The organism is Citricoccus zhacaiensis, from assembly GCF_014645315.1.
GTDB lineage: Bacteria > Actinomycetota > Actinomycetes > Actinomycetales > Micrococcaceae > Citricoccus > Citricoccus zhacaiensis.
In genome coordinates, this window is sequence record NZ_BMLQ01000001.1 from 147825 (window position 1) to 166406 (window position 18582).

14 protein-coding genes and 2 tRNA genes are annotated in these 18582 nt (G+C 69.0%); 6 read left to right on the forward strand and 10 right to left on the reverse strand.

The genetic code is table 11. The features are described from left to right. Window positions 1–92: 92 nt before the first annotated feature. The 10 genes from IEX49_RS00640 to ilvD form a co-directional block, all read right to left on the reverse strand. Window positions 93–896, reverse strand: a complete 804-nt coding sequence (locus IEX49_RS00640) for a fumarylacetoacetate hydrolase family protein (protein WP_188803215.1) — start codon at window positions 894–896, stop codon at window positions 93–95. An 86-nt stretch (window positions 897–982) separates the two neighbouring features. Further along, window positions 983–2107 (reverse strand): branched-chain amino acid aminotransferase, encoded by a 1125-nt coding sequence (locus tag IEX49_RS00645; RefSeq protein ID WP_188804144.1) that lies wholly within the window; start codon window positions 2105–2107, stop codon window positions 983–985. Window positions 2108–2159: 52 nt separating this feature from the next. Beyond that, entirely contained in the window at window positions 2160–3272 is a 1113-nt protein-coding gene (locus IEX49_RS00650; protein WP_188803217.1) for a 3-isopropylmalate dehydrogenase, read from the reverse strand. A 72-nt stretch (window positions 3273–3344) separates the two neighbouring features. Continuing rightward, entirely contained in the window at window positions 3345–4991 is a 1647-nt protein-coding gene (metG, locus tag IEX49_RS00655; protein ID WP_188803219.1) for a methionine--tRNA ligase, read from the reverse strand. A gap of 9 nt (window positions 4992–5000) precedes the next feature. Then, on the reverse strand, window positions 5001–5837 hold the full coding sequence (locus tag IEX49_RS00660) for a DUF8692 domain-containing protein (RefSeq protein ID WP_188803220.1): 837 nt from the start codon (window positions 5835–5837) through the stop codon (window positions 5001–5003). A 54-nt stretch (window positions 5838–5891) separates the two neighbouring features. Continuing rightward, window positions 5892–7490: a phosphoglycerate dehydrogenase gene (gene serA / locus IEX49_RS00665; protein ID WP_188803222.1), complete on the reverse strand. Its 1599-nt coding sequence runs from the start codon at window positions 7488–7490 to the stop codon at window positions 5892–5894. A gap of 147 nt (window positions 7491–7637) precedes the next feature. After that, on the reverse strand, window positions 7638–8669 hold the full coding sequence (gene ilvC, locus IEX49_RS00670) for a ketol-acid reductoisomerase (RefSeq protein WP_115930965.1): 1032 nt from the start codon (window positions 8667–8669) through the stop codon (window positions 7638–7640). 56 nt (window positions 8670–8725) lie between these two features. Then, window positions 8726–9238, reverse strand: a complete 513-nt coding sequence (ilvN, locus tag IEX49_RS00675; protein WP_188803224.1) for an acetolactate synthase small subunit — start codon at window positions 9236–9238, stop codon at window positions 8726–8728. Between the two features lie 2 nt (window positions 9239–9240). Beyond that, a complete protein-coding gene (locus tag IEX49_RS00680) occupies window positions 9241–11112 on the reverse strand; it encodes an acetolactate synthase large subunit (RefSeq protein WP_188803226.1) in 1872 nt (623 codons plus the stop codon). Window positions 11113–11473: 361 nt separating this feature from the next. Continuing rightward, window positions 11474–13231: a dihydroxy-acid dehydratase gene (gene ilvD / locus IEX49_RS00685; RefSeq protein WP_268237686.1), complete on the reverse strand. Its 1758-nt coding sequence runs from the start codon at window positions 13229–13231 to the stop codon at window positions 11474–11476. Between the two features lie 111 nt (window positions 13232–13342). Between ilvD and IEX49_RS00690 the strand changes: the two genes are divergently transcribed. The 6 genes from IEX49_RS00690 (at window position 13343) to IEX49_RS00715 (ending at window position 18582) form a co-directional block, all read left to right on the forward strand. Beyond that, a complete protein-coding gene (locus IEX49_RS00690; protein WP_188803228.1) occupies window positions 13343–13879 on the forward strand; it encodes a hypothetical protein in 537 nt (178 codons plus the stop codon). Window positions 13880–13976: 97 nt separating this feature from the next. Continuing rightward, window positions 13977–14049 (forward strand) — tRNA-Lys (locus IEX49_RS00695). 318 nt (window positions 14050–14367) lie between these two features. Beyond that, a complete protein-coding gene (locus IEX49_RS16980) occupies window positions 14368–15999 on the forward strand; it encodes a M23 family metallopeptidase (protein WP_308421893.1) in 1632 nt (543 codons plus the stop codon). 105 nt (window positions 16000–16104) lie between these two features. After that, window positions 16105–16581 carry a thioredoxin-dependent thiol peroxidase gene (gene bcp / locus IEX49_RS00705; RefSeq protein WP_188803230.1) on the forward strand — a complete coding sequence of 159 codons (477 nt, stop codon included), beginning with the start codon at window positions 16105–16107 and terminating at the stop codon, window positions 16579–16581. Between the two features lie 137 nt (window positions 16582–16718). After that, window positions 16719–16803 (forward strand) — tRNA-Leu (locus tag IEX49_RS00710). Between the two features lie 45 nt (window positions 16804–16848). After that, window positions 16849–18582 carry an ABC transporter substrate-binding protein gene (locus IEX49_RS00715; RefSeq protein ID WP_188803232.1) on the forward strand — a complete coding sequence of 578 codons (1734 nt, stop codon included), beginning with the start codon at window positions 16849–16851 and terminating at the stop codon, window positions 18580–18582.

Genomic DNA, 18582 nt, shown 5'->3' on the forward strand with positions numbered 1-18582 from the left:
TCGTCACGGGCGGTCCGGCGGCCGCTGCGGAGTCCACTGCGGAGGTCCTCCCCCGGGCCGGCCAGGTGGTGGGGCAGCGTCAGCGGCGGAACTCAGCGGCGGAACAGCGTGGTGAGGGTGCCGATGCCCTCCACGGTCGCCTCGGTCCGCTGCCCGCCTTCCACGAGCCCGACGCCGGCCGGTGTCCCCGTGAGGATGACGTCACCGGGAAGCAGGGTGAAGGCCTGGGAGACGGCGGAGACGATCTCCTTCACCCCGAAGACCATGTCCGAGGTGCGACCGTCCTGGACGACGGCACCGCCCAGTTCCATCCGGATACCCAGGTCCTCGGTGTCCGCACTGGTCAGGCCAGTCTCGATCCATGGCCCGAGGGGACAGGCGCCGTCGAAGCCCTTGGCGCGGGCCCACTGCAGGTCGGACTTCTGCGCATCCCGGGCCGTGAGGTCGTTGCCGACCGTGTAGCCGAAGACCACATCGTCCACGCGCTCGGCGGGAACGTCCTTGCAGATGGTGCCGATGACCACGGCCAGCTCGGCCTCATAGGAGATCTGCTCGCTCCAGGCCGGCAGGGTGACCGGCTCGCCCGGTCCCACCACGGAGGTGTTGGGCTTGAGGAAGAACTGGGGGCTGTCCGGGACGGCGTTGCCGAGCTCGGACGCGTGGTCCGCCCAATTGCGCCCAATGCCCACGATCTTCGACCGAGGGATGATGGGGGCCACGAGGCGCACGTCCGCCAGGCGGTGGCGCGTGGAGGTGGGCTGGATGCCCTGGAAGAACGGGTCCCCGTGGAGGACCACGACCTCGAGGTCATCCGAGTCGGCCTGGGGATTCTCGGCCTCCCCCTCGACGAGTCCGTACTGAGGTTCGGCGTCTACTACAAATCGGGCAATGCGCATGCCACCAGCCTAAGTCAGTGCAGCCCGTGTGACGGTCCGCCGGATCATGCCTGCCGAATCACGCCCCCGGGATCACGCTCGGGGAATCACACCAGCCGGTACAGCCAGCCGTGCCGGTCATCGCCATGGCCGGTCTGCAGGTCCAGCAGCTCGCGGCGGATGTCCAGCGCGACCGAGGTGGCCGGATCGACCGCCGGCGACGTGAAGGAGTCCTCTCCGTCCACCAGGGTGCCGATCGGGGTGATGACCGCGGCCGTGCCGCAGGCGAAGACCTCGGTGATCTCACCGCTGGCCACGCCCGCGCGCCATTCCTCGACGGTGATGGTGCGCTCGACCACGTTCATGCCGCGATCCCGGCCCAGCTGGAGCACGGAAGAGCGCGTCACGCCCTCCAGGATGGTGCCGGTCAGCTCCGGAGTGACCAGGCTGCCGTCCGCGAAGACGAAGAAGACGTTCATGCCGCCGAGTTCCTCGACAGCGTTGTCCCGGACCGGATCCAGGAACAGTACCTGGTCGCAGCCGAGCGCCGAGGCCTCGAGCTGGGCTGCCAGCGACGCGGCGTAGTTGCCCCCGAACTTGGCGGCACCCGTACCACCGTGGCCGGCACGGGCCAACTCGCGCGACACCCAGATGGACACGGGCTTGAGTTCGCCGCCGAAGTAGTTGCCGGCCGGGGAGGCGATGACCTTGAAGCCGACCTCGTTGGCCGGCCGCACCCCGAGGAACTCCTCGGTGGCGATCATGAAGGGCCGCAGGTAGAGCGATTGGCCGTCGCCATCGGGGACCCAGGACTGGTCCGTGGAGACCAGCACGCGCAGCGCCTCCAGGAAGACCTCCTCGGGCAGCTCCGGTAGCGCCAGGCGACGGGCGGAACGGTTGAGCCGTGCGGCGTTGGCCTGCGGGCGGAAGGTCCACACGCTGCCGTCGTCATGCCGGTAGGCCTTGAGGCCCTCGAAGATTTCCTGGGCATAGTGGAACACGGCGGCGGCCGGTGAGAGGGACAGCGGGCCGAACGGCTCGAGGCGGGCGTCATGCCATTCGCCTCCGCTGTGGGGTGCCGAGGACACGGCGGCGGCATCCCCGGACGCCCGGGTCCAGTCGATGGAGACCATGTGATCGGTGAAGTGCTGCCCGAAGCCGGGGCTGACCAGGATCTCCCGGCGCCGCTCCTCGGCGATCGGCGAGGGATGGGGGTGGCGGGCGAATTCCATGGTCACGGCAACTTCTTTCTCATCGGGTGCATCCATCATAGAACCCGCCGGCTCAGACAGAGCGGGCGATGGCATCACCGATCTCGGCGGTGCTCCGAGCAGTCGCACTGTCCGCCCCGCCGCGGGCCGCGATGTCCGCGTACACAGCCTCGTTGATGCGGCGGGCGGCCTCGGAGCGGCCCGCGTGCTCGAGCAGCAGGGCGCCGGAGAGGATGGCTGCCGTCGGGTCGGCCTTCTGCTGGCCGGCGATGTCCGGGGCGGAGCCGTGGACCGGCTCGAACATGGACGGTGCGGTGCCGGAGATGTTGACGTTGCCGGAGGCGGCCAGACCGATGCCCCCGGTGACGGCCGCGGCGAGATCCGTGAGGATGTCACCGAACAGGTTGTCCGTCACGATGACGTCGAAGCGGGCCGGGTCCGTGGTCATGAAGATGGTGGCGGCATCGACGTGCATGTAGTCGTGGGTGACGTCCGGGTGCTCGGCGGCCACGGCTTCCACGGTGCGGCGCCACAGGTGGCCGGCGTGGACCAGGACGTTGTGCTTGTGCACCAGGGTGACGTGGCGACGATCGCGGGTGGCGGCCAGGGCGAAGGCATGGCGGACCACACGGTCCACGCCGAAGGCGGTGTTGATGGAGACCTCGGTCGCGATCTCCTGCGCCGTGCCGGTCCGGATGGCGCCACCGTTGCCCACGTAGGGGCCCTCGGTGCCCTCACGGACCACCACGAAGTCGATGTCCCCGGGGTGGGCCAGCGGGCTCGGGACTCCAGGGTAGAGGCGAGACGGGCGCAGGTTCACGCCGTGGTCGAGCGAGAACCGGAGCTTGAGCAGCAGCTCGCGTTCGATCAGCCCCGAGGGGATCCGGGTGTCGTTCGGGGCAGCGCCGACGGCGCCGAACAGGATGGCGTCATGGCCTCGCAACTGCTCCAGCGCCTCGTCGGTGAGGGTCTCTCCCGTCGCGAGCCAATGGGCGGCACCGAGGGTGTACTCGGTGGCCGTGATCTCGGCGTCGCCGGCGGCAGCGGTGGCCGCACGCATGACTTTGAGGGCCTCGGCGGTGACTTCCGGGCCGATCCCGTCGCCACCGATGACGGCGAGGTCCAGGGCCGTGGTCGCACCGGAGGAGGTAGCGGACGGAGCGGTGGCGGAGGCTGTGTTGTCCATGGCGACAGGCTAGGCCGACGCCCTCATGACCGTCCACCATGTGGTCGAGCTGTCCACATGGTGGACGCGGTCTCAGCCGGCGTCCGGCTCCTCGTGCCGCGGGAAGACCGGCTGGGGCGCGGGCAGGGAGCTGCCCGGCACCAGGGCCTCGTCCCAGGCCGCGAAGGAGCGCGGGCCGGCGCCCGAGGCACCGGTGCGGCCGGCGTCGCCACTGGGGGCGATACCCAAGAAGTCCAGCAGTTTCGCGGCGGACCCGGGCATGACCGGCTGCACCAGCAGGGCCACGCGCCGCACGGTCTCCAGGGTCACGTAGAGCACCGTGGCCATCCGCGCGGGGTCGGTCTTGCGCAGCACCCAGGGCTGCTGCTCCGCGAAGTAGGCGTTCGCATCGCCCAACAGCGCCCAACTGACCTCGAGGGCATGGTGGTAGTCCTGCACGCGGTAGTCCGCGCGGGCCGTGTCCAACAGGCCGGCGGCTGCGTCCAGCAGGGCACGGTCCGCCCCGGTGTACTCCCCCGGCTGGGGCACCACACCGTCCAGGTTCTTGGCCACCATGGACAGGGACCGCTGGGCGAGGTTCCCGAGGTTGTTGGCCAGGTCCGCGTTCTTGCGCCCGACGACGGCCTCGTGGCTGTACGAGCCATCGGCACCGAAGGGGAACTCGCGCAGCAGGAAGTAGCGCACGGCGTCCAGACCGTAGTGCTCGACCCACTCCGCGGGACCGACCACGTTGCCCAGGGACTTGGACATCTTCTCGCCGTTGTTGTTGAGGAAGCCGTGGATCATGACCCGCCGGGGCAACTCGAGTCCGGCACTCATCAGGAAGGCGGGCCAGAAGATGCAGTGGAACCGCGAGATGTCCTTGCCGATCACGTGCAGGTCGGCGGGCCAGAAGCGGAACTGCTCCGAGTCCTCCGCCGGGAAGCCGGCACCGGTGAGGTAGTTGGTCAGGGCGTCCACCCACACGTACATGACGTGGTCCTGCGTGGGCCGGTTGCCGGAGCCCGCAGCGGGTGCCGGGACTTCGATCCCCCAGTCGAAGGAGGTCCGGGAGATGGACAGGTCCTCCAGGCCGGACTCGACGAAGCGGATGACCTCGTTGAACCGGGACTGCGGCGCGGCGAAGTCCGGGCGGGTGTGGTACAACTCGAGCAGCCGGTCCTGGTACTGGGACAGACGGAAGAAGTAGCTCTCCTCCTCGGTCCACGTCACCTCGGTGCCGGTCTCGGTGGCGTAGCGCTTTCCGTCCGGGCGGACCTCGGTCTCGTCCTCGCCGAAGAAGCGCTCGTCCCGGACGGAGTACCAGCCGGCGTACTGGTCCAGGTAGATGTCCCCGGCGGCCTCCATGCGACGCCAGATCTCCTGGACCGCCAGGGTGTGGTCGGCATCCGTGGTGCGGATGAACCGGTCATAGGAGATGTCCAGCACCTCGTCGTCGACCGCCTTGAACGCCGCCGAGTTCCGGGTGGCGAGCTCCAGGGCCGTGATGCCCTCGGCCTGCGCCGTCTGCTGCATCTTCTGGCCGTGCTCGTCCGTGCCCGTCAGGAAGTACACGTCCTTGCCGTCCAGCCGCTGGAACCGGGCCATCACGTCCGTGCCGACGAACTCGTAGGCGTGCCCGATGTGGGGTTCACCGTTCGGGTACGAGATGGCGGTCGTCAGGTAGTACGGCTCCCGCTCGGGGGTCTGGTTCTGGGGCTCGGCATCCGGAGAAGTCACCCGTCGAATCTATCGCATCGCCGACGCCGGCCGGTCCGGTTCGCTGCCCCGCCGGCGGCCGGCGTGCCACGTCAGTTCCAGCCCGCTGGCCACCCGATCGGGCGCCAGCCGGACGGCTGCCAGCGGCGCGACCACCAGGAGGGCGGAGCCGGTGAACTCCAGCAGTTCCTCCACGTGATAGCTCGCCACGTAGGCCCACGAGTCCAAGGGCACCCCGGCCGCCACCACCACGGCCTCAGCACCGAGCGCCCCGAGGAAGAACACCAGGATGCCCAGCACATACAGCGCCATGGACGGGGCCGGCAGCACGCGGGCGCACAGCCACAGGAACACGACGACGGCCCCGGCCACCGGTACGCCCAGCATCAGCCACTCGAAGGCCGGCAGCGGGTTGTCCCCCACGAGCCGCCGCCACAGCCCGTCCAGGCGTTCGTGGATGCCGGCGAACTCGTCCAGGGACATCAGGGCCAGCAGGGCGCCCAAGCCGCCCCAGGCGGCCCACCCACTGCGACCGTCCAGGCGCGTGGGGCGGCGCAGCAGTCCGACGGCGACGCTGAGGGCACCGGCCATCAACAACAGGCCCGTGTTCCACCAGGTCGGCAGGTTGCGCTCGCCGGCCACGTCGAAGAACACCCGCACCGGGGAGGTGCGGTCCACGGGGCCGACTCCCAGGACCAGGGGCACCACCGCGGAGAGGATGACCAACACCAGCCCGGCGGCGAGCAGGAACCACACGGTGGGCTGCCACCACGGGCCCGTGCTTCCGCGGCGCGTGTCAGAGCGGGCCTCGGGCATCCCGCGGTCGTCTGCGACTTCAAGGGCCTCTGGTACCAACGTCTTCTGCATGGCAGAAGTCAAGCAACCGCGGATGAGAGCGTGATGAGGGACACGCCGGGAGGGTCAGTCCTCCAGGTCGATGCCGGCCACCTTCGAGGCGCCGATGGCGTTGCCCAGCTCCTCCGCCACGCCGGACGGCAGCGTGGCGTCCAGGGTCAGCAGGGCCAGGGCCTCCCCGCCCTCCTCCTGGCGGGACACGTCCATGCCGGCGATGTTCACGCCGGCATCCCCGAGGACCTGGCCGATGGTGCCGATGACGCCCGGGCGGTCGGTGTAGCGGAACACGAGCAGGTGCTCGGCCATGGGGACCTCGAGCTCGTAGCCATCGATGCCGACGACCTTCTGCACCTGCTTCGGTCCCGTCAGGGTGCCGGCCACGGAGAGCTGGGTGCCGTTGGAGGTGGCGCCCTTGACGGTGACGGTGTTCCGGTAGGCCGGGGACTCGGCGGTGGTGGTCAGGCGGGACTCGACGCCACGCTGCTCGGCCAGGACCGGGGCGTTGACGTAGGAGACCTGATCCGAGACCACGTCCGTGAACACGCCCTTGAGGGCGGCCAGCTGCAGGGACTTCACGTCCTTGTCCGCGATCTCACCGGCGACCTCGAGTTCCACCACGGTGAGCGAGTCCCCCGTGGACAGGGCCGTGAGGATGCGGCCGAGCTTCTCGGCCAGCGGGATGCCGGGACGGACATCCTCGTGGATGACGCCGCCAGCCACGTTGACGGCGTCCGGGACGAGCTCGCCGGCCAGCGCCAGGCGCACGGACTTGGCCACGGACACGCCGGCCTTCTCCTGGGCCTCCTCGGTGGAGGCGCCCAGGTGCGGGGTGACCACGGCGTTGTCATGGGCGAAGAACGGCAGGTCCACAGCCGGTTCGGAGGAGAAGACGTCGATGGCCGCGCCACCGATGATGCCCGCCTCGAGGGCGCGGTGCAGGGCGTCCTCGTCGATCAGGCCACCGCGGGCGACGTTCACCACGAAGGCGCTGTCCTTCATGATCCGGAACTGCTCGTCCGAGATCATGCCGAGGGTCTCCGGGGTGCGCGGCATGTGGATGGTGATGAAGTCGGACTCGGCCAGCAGCTCGTCGAGGGACAGCAGCCGGGCACCGATCTGCTGGGCGCGGGCGGAGGTGACGTACGGGTCGTAGGCCAGGATCTCCATGCCGAAGGAGCGCATGCGCTCGGCCACGAGCGAGCCGATCCGGCCCAGGCCGATGATGCCGAGCTTCTTCTCGTAGAGTTCGACACCCGAGTACTTGGAACGCTTCCACTCGCCGCCCTTGAGCGCACGGTTGGCCGGGGCGATGTTGCGGGCCACCCCGAGGATGTGGCCGCAGGTCAGTTCCGCGGCCGAGAGGATGTTGGAGGTCGGGGCGTTGACGACCATGACGCCGGCCTGGGTGGCGGACTTCGTGTCCACGTTGTCCAGCCCGACTCCGGCGCGGGCGATGACCTTCAGGTTCGGAGCGGCCGCGATGGCCTCGGCGTCCATCTTCGTGGCCGAGCGGACCAGCACCGCGTTGGCCTCCGGCAGGGCCGCCAGCAGCTGGGCCCGGTCCGCACCGTCCGTGGTCCTGATCTCGAAGTCCGGACCGAGCGCGTCCACCGTGGCCGGGGAGAGTTCTTCAGCAATGAGGACAACGGGCTTGGTCTCAGACACGGGTCAATCACCTTCGTTTGGATCAGTGGCGCCGACGCGGTGGCTCGGGTCGGCCAGTTTCGATTCTAGGGGCAGACGACGCCGGCCCCTCGCGCAAGACGAGGGGCCGGCGTCGGGCATTTCACGGGAACTGCGAGGTCAGGCGACTCAGCGGGCCGCGGTGCCCTCGGTGTAGTCGTCGTCGGAGTCCTTCAGCCAGGAGAACATCTGACGCAGTTCGCGGCCGGTCTTCTCGATCGGGTGGGCCTCACCGGCGGCGCGCAGCTTCTTGAACTCGGGACCGCCGGCGGCCTGGTCGTCCATGAAGCGCTTTGCGAAGGTGCCGTCCTGGATGTCGGCCAGCACGGCCTTCATGTTCTCCTTGACGGACGGGTCGATCACGCGCGGACCGGAGACGTAGTCGCCGTACTCGGCGGTGTCCGAGACGGACCAGCGCTGCTTGGCGATGCCGCCCTCGACCATGAGGTCCACGATGAGCTTGAGTTCGTGCAGCACCTCGAAGTAGGCGATCTCCGGCTGGTAGCCGGCCTCGGTCAGGGTCTCGAACCCGTACTGGACCAGCTGGGAGGCGCCGCCGCAGAGCACGGCCTGCTCGCCGAAGAGGTCGGACTCGGTCTCCTCGGTGAAGGTGGTCTCGATGACGCCGGCGCGGGTGCCGCCGATGCCCTTGGCGTAGGCCAGGGCCAGGTTCTTTGCGTTGCCGGTGGCGTCCTGCTCCACGGCGACCAGCGCCGGCACACCGCGGCCGGCCTCGAACTCGCGGCGGACCACGTGGCCCGGGCCCTTCGGGGCGACCAAGGCGACGTCCACACCGGCCGGGGGCTGGATGTAGCCGAAGCGGATGTTGAAGCCGTGGGCGAAGAACAGGGCGTCGCCGTCCTGCAGGTTCGGGGCGATGTGCTCGTTGTAGACCGCGCCCTGGACCTGGTCCGGGGTGAGGATCATGATGAGGTCCGCTTCAGCAGCGGCCTCGGCCACGGAGACGACACGCAGACCCTCGGCCTCGGCCTTGGCACGGGACTTCGAGCCCTCGGCCAGGCCGATGCGGACGTCGACACCGGAATCGCGCAGGCTCAGGGAGTGCGCGTGGCCCTGGGAGCCGTAGCCGATGACGGCGACGGTGCGGCCCTGGATGATCGACAGGTCGGCGTCGTCTTCGTAGTACTTGGTGGTCGTCACAGGAAATCTCCTCGTTGTGGATCTGTTGAAGGTGATGGTTGGGGTTGGTTCTGGGTTCAGCTCTTGGGGAGGGCACGGTCGGTCATCGACTTGCCCCCACGCCCGACGGCGATGGTGCCGGAGCGCACGAGCTCACGGATCCCGAAGGGCTCCAGGACCTCGAGCAGAGCGGACAGCTTGTCGGCCGCGCCGGTCGCCTCGATGGTCACCGAGTCCGTGGAGACGTCCACCACAGAGGCCCGGAAGAGCTCGACGGCCTGGACCACCTGGGACCGGGACGCGGCGTCGGAGCGGACCTTGACCAGCAGGTGGTCGCGCTGGACGGATGCCCCGGCCGCCAGCTCGACGACCTTGATGACATTGACGAGCTTGTTCAGCTGCTTGGTCACCTGTTCCAGCAAGTCGCCCTCGGCGTCCACCACCACGGTGATCCGGGAGAGCCCCTCCAGCTCGGAGGTGCCCACGGCCAGGGAGTGGATGTTGAAGGCCCGGCGGGCGAAGAGGCTGGTGACGCGCGTCAGCACGCCCGGCAGATCCTCCACCAACACGGACAGAGTATGCCTTGCCATGGTCAGTCCTCCTCGTCCCAGTCCGGGGTCATGTCCTTGGCGACCTGGATCTCGCTGTTGCCCACGCCGGCCGGAACCATCGGCCACACCATGGAGTCACGGGAGACCACGAAGTCGACGACCACGGGGCGGTCGTTGATCGCCAGGGCCTGTTCGATCGTCGCGTCCAGGTCCTCCTCGTTCTCGCACCGCAGGCCGACACAGCCGTAGGCCTCCGCGAGCTTGACGAAGTCGGGCACCCGGATGGTGTCATGCCCGGTGTTCAGGTCCGTGTTCGAGTAGCGGGACTCGTAGAACAGGGTCTGCCATTGGCGGACCATGCCCAACGAGGAATTGTTGATGATCGCCACCTTGATCGGGATCTTGTTGATCAGGCAGGTGGCCAGCTCCTGGTTGGTCATCTGGAAGCAGCCGTCCCCGTCGATGGCCCAGACCACGCGGTCCGGGTTGCCGACCTGGGCGCCCATGGCGGCGGGGACCGCGAAGCCCATGGTCCCGAGCCCGGCGGAGTTCAGCCACTGATGTGGGCGCTCGTACTTCACGAACTGGCTGGCCCACATCTGGTGCTGGCCCACGCCGGCCACGTACACGGCCTCGGACCCGGAGTGCTCGGAGAGCCGCTCGATGACCTTCTGCGGGCTCATCAGGCCGTCCTCGGTGGGCGCGTAGCCCATCGGGTAGGTCTCGCGGAGCCGGTTCAGCACGGTCCACCACTCGGCCAGGTCCGGCGTCCCGGCCTCGGCATGGGTGTCCCGTACGGCATCGGTGAGCTCGGGGATGATCTCCTTGACCGAGCCCACGATCGGCACGTCCGCGGTCCGGTTCTTGGAGATCTCGGCCGGGTCGATGTCGGCGTGGATGACCTTGGCCTTCGGCGCGAAGGAGGCCAGCTGGCCGGTGACGCGGTCGTCGAACCGAGCCCCGAGCGTGATCAGCAGGTCGGACATCTGCAGGGCGGAGACGGCGGCCACGGAGCCGTGCATGCCCGGCATGCCCAGGTGCTGCTCATGGGAGTCCGGGAAGACGCCGCGCGCCGTCAGGGTGGTCACGACCGGCGCGCCGGTCAGTTCGGCGAGTTCGGCCAGCTCGACGCTGGCATGGCCGCGGGAGACGCCGCCGCCCACGTACAGGACCGGACGCTCGGCCCGCTGGATGAGCCGGGCCGCCTCCCGCACCTGCTTGGAGTGACCGCGGACCACCGGCCGGTAGCCCGGCAGGTCGATCTTCGGGGGCCAGGAGAACTCCATCATCGCTTGCTGGGCGTCCTTGGCGACGTCCACCAGGACGGGGCCGGGACGGCCGGTGGTGGCGATGTGGAAGGCCTCGGCCATGGCCTGGGGGATGTCGGCGGCGTTCGTGATCAGCCGGGAATGCTTGGTGATCGGCATGGTGATGCCGACGATGTCCGCCTCCTGGAAGGCATCGGAGCCGATGGCCGTCGAGGCGACCTGACCCGTGATGAACACGCAGGCCTGGGAGTCCATGTGGGCGTCCGCAATGGCCGTCACGAGGTTGGTGGCACCGGGACCCGAGGTGGCGATCGCCACGCCCGGCCGGCCCGACGCCAGGTAGTAGCCCTGTGCCGCGTGGCCCGCGCCCTGCTCGTGGCGCACCAGGATGTGACGGATGGTGGTGGAGTCCATCAACGGGTCGTAGGTCGGCAGGATGGCTCCGCCCGGAAGGCCGAACACGTCCGTCACGCCCAGTTCCTCCAGCGCCCGCACGATCGCCTGTGATCCGGTCATCTGCGCCGGCTCGACGACCCGGTTGGGGCCGGGGACCAGACTGTCGGCCGACGACTCGTTCCTGTCCCGCTTGTCGCGGGCCGTATGGGATGGCATCACCGACGGGGTGATGCGAGATCCGTTGCTCATTGCTGTGCCTTCTTCGTCACTGCTAGTCCGATGGCTACTCAAAGCCCCTTGGGTGCCCGGCCCGGGTGTCCCCCGGGTCGTCCGCCTGCTGGCGGAGAAACCAGTGAAGCCGATGTGGTGGCCGGCTTCGTTCCGCTTCCCCAACAAAAAAACCCCGACGGCGGCCGGTTGGCCTACTCGGGGTTTCGCGCCTGGCAGCGGGCGGACCCGCCGTACCGAACCGTGGTTCAGGCCAGGCGCTGGATAACGACGACTAGTCGTGTGTTGGACATGCGACCAGTATCCCCGAGTGGGTGCTGACGGTGTCAATCTACCGGACACCCGTCTCACATCGTGAGACGGGTGTCCGGTTCGTGGACATTCAGCCGAGGTAGGCGCCCTCGGCCGCGGAGTGCACGAGCTTGGCGTACTTGCCGAGCACCCCGGTGGTGAACTTCGGCGGGATCGGCTCCCAGCCGACCTTGCGAGCCTCCAGCTCGTCCTCCGGGACCAGGAGGTCCAGCGTGCGGGCGGCGATGTCCACGCGGATCCGGTCGCCGTCGCGCACGAAGGCGATCGGGCCGGCGTCGGACGCCTCCGGGGCCACGTGGCCGATGCACAAGCCGGTGGTACCGCCCGAGAAGCGACCATCCGTCAGCAACAGGACGTCCTTGCCCAGGCCGGCACCCTTGATAGCCCCGGTGATCGCCAGCATCTCGCGCATGCCGGGACCACCCTTGGGCCCCTCGTAGCGGATGACGACGACGTCGCCCGCCTGCAGCTCGTTCGCCTCCAGGGCGTCCATGGCCTGGCGTTCGCGCTCGAAGACGCGGGCGGTGCCCTCGAAGACGTCGGCGTCGAAACCGGCGGACTTCACCACGGCGCCCTCGGGGGCCAGGGATCCCTTGAGGATCGCGAGGCCGCCGTTGTGGTGCAGCGGGTTGTCCAGGGCACGCAGGACCTTGCCGTCCAGGTCCGGGGGCGTGATGTCCGCCAGGTTCTCGGCCACGGTCTTGCCCGTGACGGTCAGGGCGTCGCCATGGATGAGCCCGGCGTCCAGCAGGGCCTTCATGACCACGGGAACGCCGCCGACCTTGTCCACATCCGTCATGACGTACTGACCGAAGGGCTTGAGGTCGCCCAGGTGCGGGACCTTGTCACCGATGCGGTTGAAATCGTCGAGGGTGAGGTCGACGCCGGCCTCGCGGGCGATCGCGAGCAGGTGTAGCACCGCGTTGGAGGAGCCGCCGAAGGCCATGGTCACGGCGATGGCGTTCTCGAAGGCCTTCATGGTCATGATGTCCCGCGAGGTGATGCCCAGGCGCAGCAGGTTGACGACGGCCTCGCCGGACTTGCGGGAGAAGGCGTCGCGGCGGCGGTCGGCCGAGGGCGGGGCGGCAGAGCCGGGCAGGGACATGCCGAGTGCCTCGCCGATGCAGGCCATGGTGTTGGCCGTGTACATGCCGCCACAGGCGCCCTCGCCCGGGCAGATGGCCCGTTCGATGGTGTCCAGGTCCTTCTCGCTCATCAATCCACGAGCGCACGCGCCCACGGCCTCGAAGGCGTCGATCAGGGTGACCTGCTTCTCCGTGCCGTCCTCCAGGGTGGCGTACCCCGGCATGGTGGACCCGGCATAAATGAACACGCTGGAGACGTCCAGACGGGCGGCGGCCATCAGCATGCCCGGCAGGGACTTGTCACAGCCGGCCAGCAACACGGAGCCGTCCAGGCGCTCGGCCTGCATCACGGTCTCCACGGAGTCAGCGATGACCTCGCGGGACACGAGCGAGTAGTGCATGCCGTCGTGGCCCATGGAGATGCCGTCAGACACGGAGATGGTGCCGAACTCGAGCGGGTAGCCACCACCGGCGTGGACACCCTCCTTGGAGGCCTGTGCGAGGCGGTCCAGGGAGAGGTTGCACGGGGTGATCTCGTTCCAGGAGCTGGCGATGCCGATCTGGGGCTTGGCGAAGTCCTCGTCGCCCATGCCGACCGCACGGAGCATGCCGCGTGCGGGGGCGCGCTCCATTCCGTCGGTGACCGCGCGGGAGCGTGGCTTGATGTCCGGGGTGGAGGCACCGGAGTTGCCTCCGCCCTCCGAACCGCCGGGAAGGGTGGTGTCTGCGGTGGGGGTGGTCATGGGCAACATCCTAGGACCGCCCGCCACTGCCGGCCCCCACGTGACACCGCACACGACATCCCCCACGACTTCCCACACGCGGGCCGGCCTCGCGGTCCGTAGACTGACCCCATGGACGGCGAAGACCTGAAGCACCTGCTCCGCGGGGTCTTCGACACCCGCGTGTTCAACCACGGCGACTTCAATCTCGTCTATGCGCAGCCCTCCGGCGCCGGCAATCCCTGGACGATCGGCTATCGCCGGCAGCCCCTCGAGTTGCTGCTGTGCCCCGTCGACCTGGACGTCCTGCCCCAGGTGCCGGCCGACACCTCCATCGCGACGGTGGCCCTGGGCAATGTGGCCACCCTGGCGGACACGGGTACCGGCTACCAGGTCGAGACCGTGACCGGCTTCCGGACCTGGTTCGAGGTCTCCGGGGCGCCCCGGGTGCCGCTGACGGAGAACCTGCGGGCCCACCTCACCGCCCTCAGGCCCAGCCCGGAGCAGGACGAGGACGACGGCACCCTCGTTCTGGAGCAGGACGAGGACGCCGAGGACTTCCACCAGTTCATGTCCCACTTCATGGACACCCTGGAGTCCTACTACGCCGAGACCGGCGAGACCGGTGAGTCTCCCGAGCCGGCCGCGTCCGGAGATCCCCGCCCGTAGTGGCGAAGGCCACGCCTCCGTGGATTTCGCGTCCACCCCGGTTCTCTGCTAAAGTTTTTCCTCGTTGCACGGACGGTTTATCGGTCCAGAACAACAGGCACCTCTAGCTCAACTGGCAGAGCAATTGACTCTTAATCAATGGGTTCCGGGTTCGAGTCCCGGGGGGTGCACCCGCCAGAAGGGCCCCGGTCACAGGACCGGGGCCCTTCTGTGTTTCCGGCTGTATTCCCTCCTCTCCGCCACCGGCACGAGTGCTCCCGCGAGGGAACCGCGGGCACCGTTGCGGGAATCGACACGCCCGACGCACTCTCCGTTCACCTTCAGGTCTACCTCCCGTGTCCAAAGCGTGCGACGCTATCGGCTATCGACAGTCGCTGCGATGAGGGAAGATCGAGGTAAACCGGATCGTGAAGCATGGATGGGCACCTGCTGGTGCTGCAACGACGGCACTGGTTCTGCTGGCAGTCTCCGGAGGAGTGGGCACCTCGATGGCTCTTCCGTCACTGGGGACAGAGCTTCCCTCCACCGCGACGGATGCCACCCACAGCCAGGACGCGCAACGAGGATCTACCTTCCTCCTGCCCGATTCGCTCACCACGACCGACCCGTCCGACAGTGCGTCCTCCGGGGAACTCGCTCCGGCGACGCACGGCACCTTCGCCACCGCCCGGAGCGCCTACACGGGCTCCTTCGTCGTCCTCTCGGCATCCCAGCAGCAGACGCTGCAGGAACGGACCGGGTCCGCTGACGCCACCTCGGGTCATGTGCCGGCCTCGGCCCATCGAGGCGCGATCCCAGGCATCAATGTGGTGATGGACCATCCCGTGTCTGGGCCCATCTCCCTCAGCTCCGCCTTCGGCTGGCGCGTCAACCCGACCAATGTCGGTCCGGCCATGCAGTTCCACATCGGTCAGGACTACCCGGTGGCCTGTGGCACTCCGGTCCGGGCCTCCGCCGATGGCACCGTGCGCTTCGCCGCGGACCGGGGGACGTCCGGACTGCGGATCGACGTGGACCACGGTGACGGACTGGCCACCGCCTATCACCACAACTCGGTTCTCCTGGTGTCCGCCGGCGACCGGGTGACCCGAGGTGACGTGATCGCCCTGGCCGGGACGACCGGCAACTCCACCGGCTGCCACGTCCACTTCGGCATCACCCTGGACGGCCGGTATCTGGATCCCTCCCTCGTGCTGCCGGCCGTGGCGGGCCAGCCGGCCGCCCTCTCCCCGGAGGACCTGGAACGCATCCGCAACGCCTCCCACGGCAATCCGACGACGGCCCCGCCGACCAGCATCGCGTCCGGCCCAAAGGACTCCACCTCTGGTGGCCGTGGCCCCGACCCACAGGATCAGGGCGATCAGAAGCAAGACGAACAGGACGGTCGCCAAGGCGGCAAGAGTGGCTCCGAGGCCCCTCGGGCCGATGTCCCACCGGCGAAGAGCCCCGGACGGCCTGAACAGCCCTCGAGCCCGTCCGCCACGGCGGAGCCGAAGCCCACCAAGCCGAGTAACCCGAGTAAGCCGAGCAAGCCGACCGAGCCGGCCCAGCCAACGGTCCCGCAGCCGAGTGCCACCGCCGAACCCACGACGCCGGCGCCCACGCCTACCGCCACTCCGACGCCTACCCCAACGCCGACACCCACGACCACGCCTGTGCCCACGCCAACACCGTCGGCACCCACGCCTACCCCGACGCCGGCACCCACGCCGACGCCGTCGGTTCCGGTGCCCTCTCCGGGGCAGCCAACGGAGTCATCGGCAGCACCGTCCACGTCGCCGTCCACTCCTGCACCCACCACCCCGACCACCACTTCACCCACGACCCCGGTGCCGGAACCCGCGGCTCCGAAGGCGCTGGACGAGGTTGAGGCAGCCCGCTGGTGTGTGGACCTGGACCCGGACGACCTCAACGGCGACGGCCTGGACATCACCGCCGAGACCGTGCCGACGGAGGTCATCGCCGTCCTGAGCGCGGCCGGCGAGCCCGAGCAGGTGGACGCACGCCGCCTGGCAGACGTGGATCCCAGCACCGCCTGGCTGGAATCCCTCCCCGCGTGCTCGGATGAGGACTTCCTCACGGCAGCGGCGTCGGCCACCTCGGCGCCAGCGACCTCCTGAGCTCCGACGACGGGGTGAGAGCGCGGTGAGTGCCTTGCACCGACGGTGTACCGCCTGCTCACCTTGGACACGTTGTACATCGGCAGAAGCCCTACAGTGGTGCGCATGACTGATCAGCAGCGACTCGCCCCGGGCGACACGGCCCCCGCCTTCAGCTTGACCGACCAGGAAGGCAACACCGTCTCCCTCGCCGACTACACCGGCCAACGGGTCATCGTGTACTTCTACCCCGCCGCTGCCACGCCCGGCTGCACCACCCAGGCCTGCGACTTCCGTGACAACCTCGCGGCGTTCACGGCCGAGGGCTTCGCCGTGCTGGGAATCTCGCCCGACGGGCCGGCCAAACTGACGAAGTTCGCCGAGGCCGAGTCGCTGGCCTTCCCCCTGCTCTCGGACGAGGACCACACCGTGGCTGCCGCCTACGGGGCCTGGGGAGAGAAGAAGAACTACGGACGGACCTACGAGGGCCTGATCCGCTCCACTGTGGTGGTCGGTACCGACGGCACCGTGGAACTGGCCCAGTACAACGTCCGGGCGACGGGACACGTGGCCAAGCTGCGCCGGGATCTCCACCTCGCCTGAGTCGCCTCAGGACTGCCCCGGGGCGCGTCAGGGAGGCATCAGCGCGGCCTTTCCGGCCCGCGCCGCCTCGGGCCCACGACGGATCCGCCCCCGCCCCAGCGGGTATGATGGGCCGTTGTCCCCGTCAGCGGGGGCCTGCGGGCGTGGCGGAATTGGCAGACGCGCTGGATTTAGGTTCCAGTGTCTTCGGACGTGGGGGTTCAAGTCCCCCCGCCCGCACCAGAAGTACCAGACCCTTTCACCTCAGTTTCAGGGAGGCCCGGACGCGTGGAGATCTCGCGCCGCACCGTCATCACGTCCCTGGCGGCGGCGTTCGTCTTGCCGATGAGCGGGTGCGCGTCCCAGATCCGCAGCGAATCCGAACCGGCGGGCTCCAGTTCGCCCCCATCGGCACCCCGCGCTCCGGCCACGGTGCCCGTGACCATCGGCGTTCCGGCCCGGCCCCAGTCGCTGGACCCGTCCCTCACCGTGGACGCCGAGTCCCATCGCAGCACGCGCCAGGTCCTGGAGACGCTCCTCGGGGTCGACCACAACACGGGTGCCCCGATCCCCCACCTGGCCAGTGACTGGACCGTCACCGACGACGGTCTGCGCTATACCTTCTCCCTCACACCGGATGTCGAATTCCATGACGGCACCGCCTTGACTGCCGAGGTCGTCGCCGCCAACTTCGAGCGGTGGGCGCGACTGCCCGAACTCCTGGGACAGGACCGACTGGACCGGCTGCCCCGCTTGGCCTTTGCCTCCGTCTTCGGCGGTTACGCCGGTGATGAGCAGTGCCGCTACATCGAGTGCCAGACCGTTGGTGAACGGACGGTGTCCCTCGTCCTGTCCGAACCGATCGTCTTCCTCGCCGCAGCACTCACCTCTCCCCCGTTCGGCCTCAGCTCGCCAGATTCCTGGGCCGATTTCGACCGCGCCCTGTCGGACACTGAGCCCGGCGAGCTCCCGGAGGCTCGACCCTCAGGGACCGGCCCGTTCCGGTGGGGCGAAACACCGGCAGACGGGACCGGCAAGACCGACGGCACCGACCAGTCCACCGCGGAGGACCTTCTGGTGCTGGAAGCCGACCCGGACTACCGTGGCGGGCCCTCCGCCGTCGGGCCGGTGACCCTGTCCACGATCACCGGCGTCCAGCAACGGCTCCGGGAGCTGCGCCGCGGCCGCCTCGATGCCTTCGACTACGTCTCACCGTCCACGCTGCGCCCCCTGGTACAGGGAGGTGCGCAGGTGCTCCAACGGGATCCCTTCTCCGTCCTGTACCTGGGGATGAACACCCGGCATCCGATCCTGGGCCAGCTGTATGTTCGTCAGGCCGTGGCACACGCCGTCGACCGAAGGGCCCTGGCCGAGGAGTACTTCCTGGCGGGGTCCTCGCGGGCCGACGAATTCGTTCCACCATCCCTGGGGGTGGCCCATCCGGAGTTGACGACCTACGGCTACGACGCCGAGAAGGCCCGGGAGCTGCTGGAATTGGCCGGATACCGCGGTGAGCCGTTGGAATTCCTGTACCCCGTGGAGACGTCACGGCCCTATCTGCCCTCCCCGGAACCCGTGTATGCCCGGATCGCCGAGGACTTGGCGAACGTCGGACTCGTCCTGGAACCGGTGCCTGTCCGGTGGGAGGACGGCTATCTCGACCGGCTCACCGCGGACACTGGCCGGGCCTTCCACCTGTCCGGCCGAACCGGCGAGTACCGCGATCCGCACCACTTCCTCGAGCCGCTCTTCGGCAGTCACTCCACCGAATTCGGCTACTCGAACCAGTTCGTGGTCGAGACCCTGGCCGAGGCCGTGTCCATCAGGGATGCCGAGACCCGCACGACCCTGTACCGGCGCAGTGCGGAATCGCTGGCGCTGGATCTGCCCGCCCTGCCCCTGGTGTATCCGATCTCCGCGGTCGCCTCGGGACACACGCTGGTCTCCTACCCGACCTCACCGGTCTTGGACGAGCGTTTCGACCGGATCGTTCCCGTGGATCAGACCGGTCCGCGCCGGTAG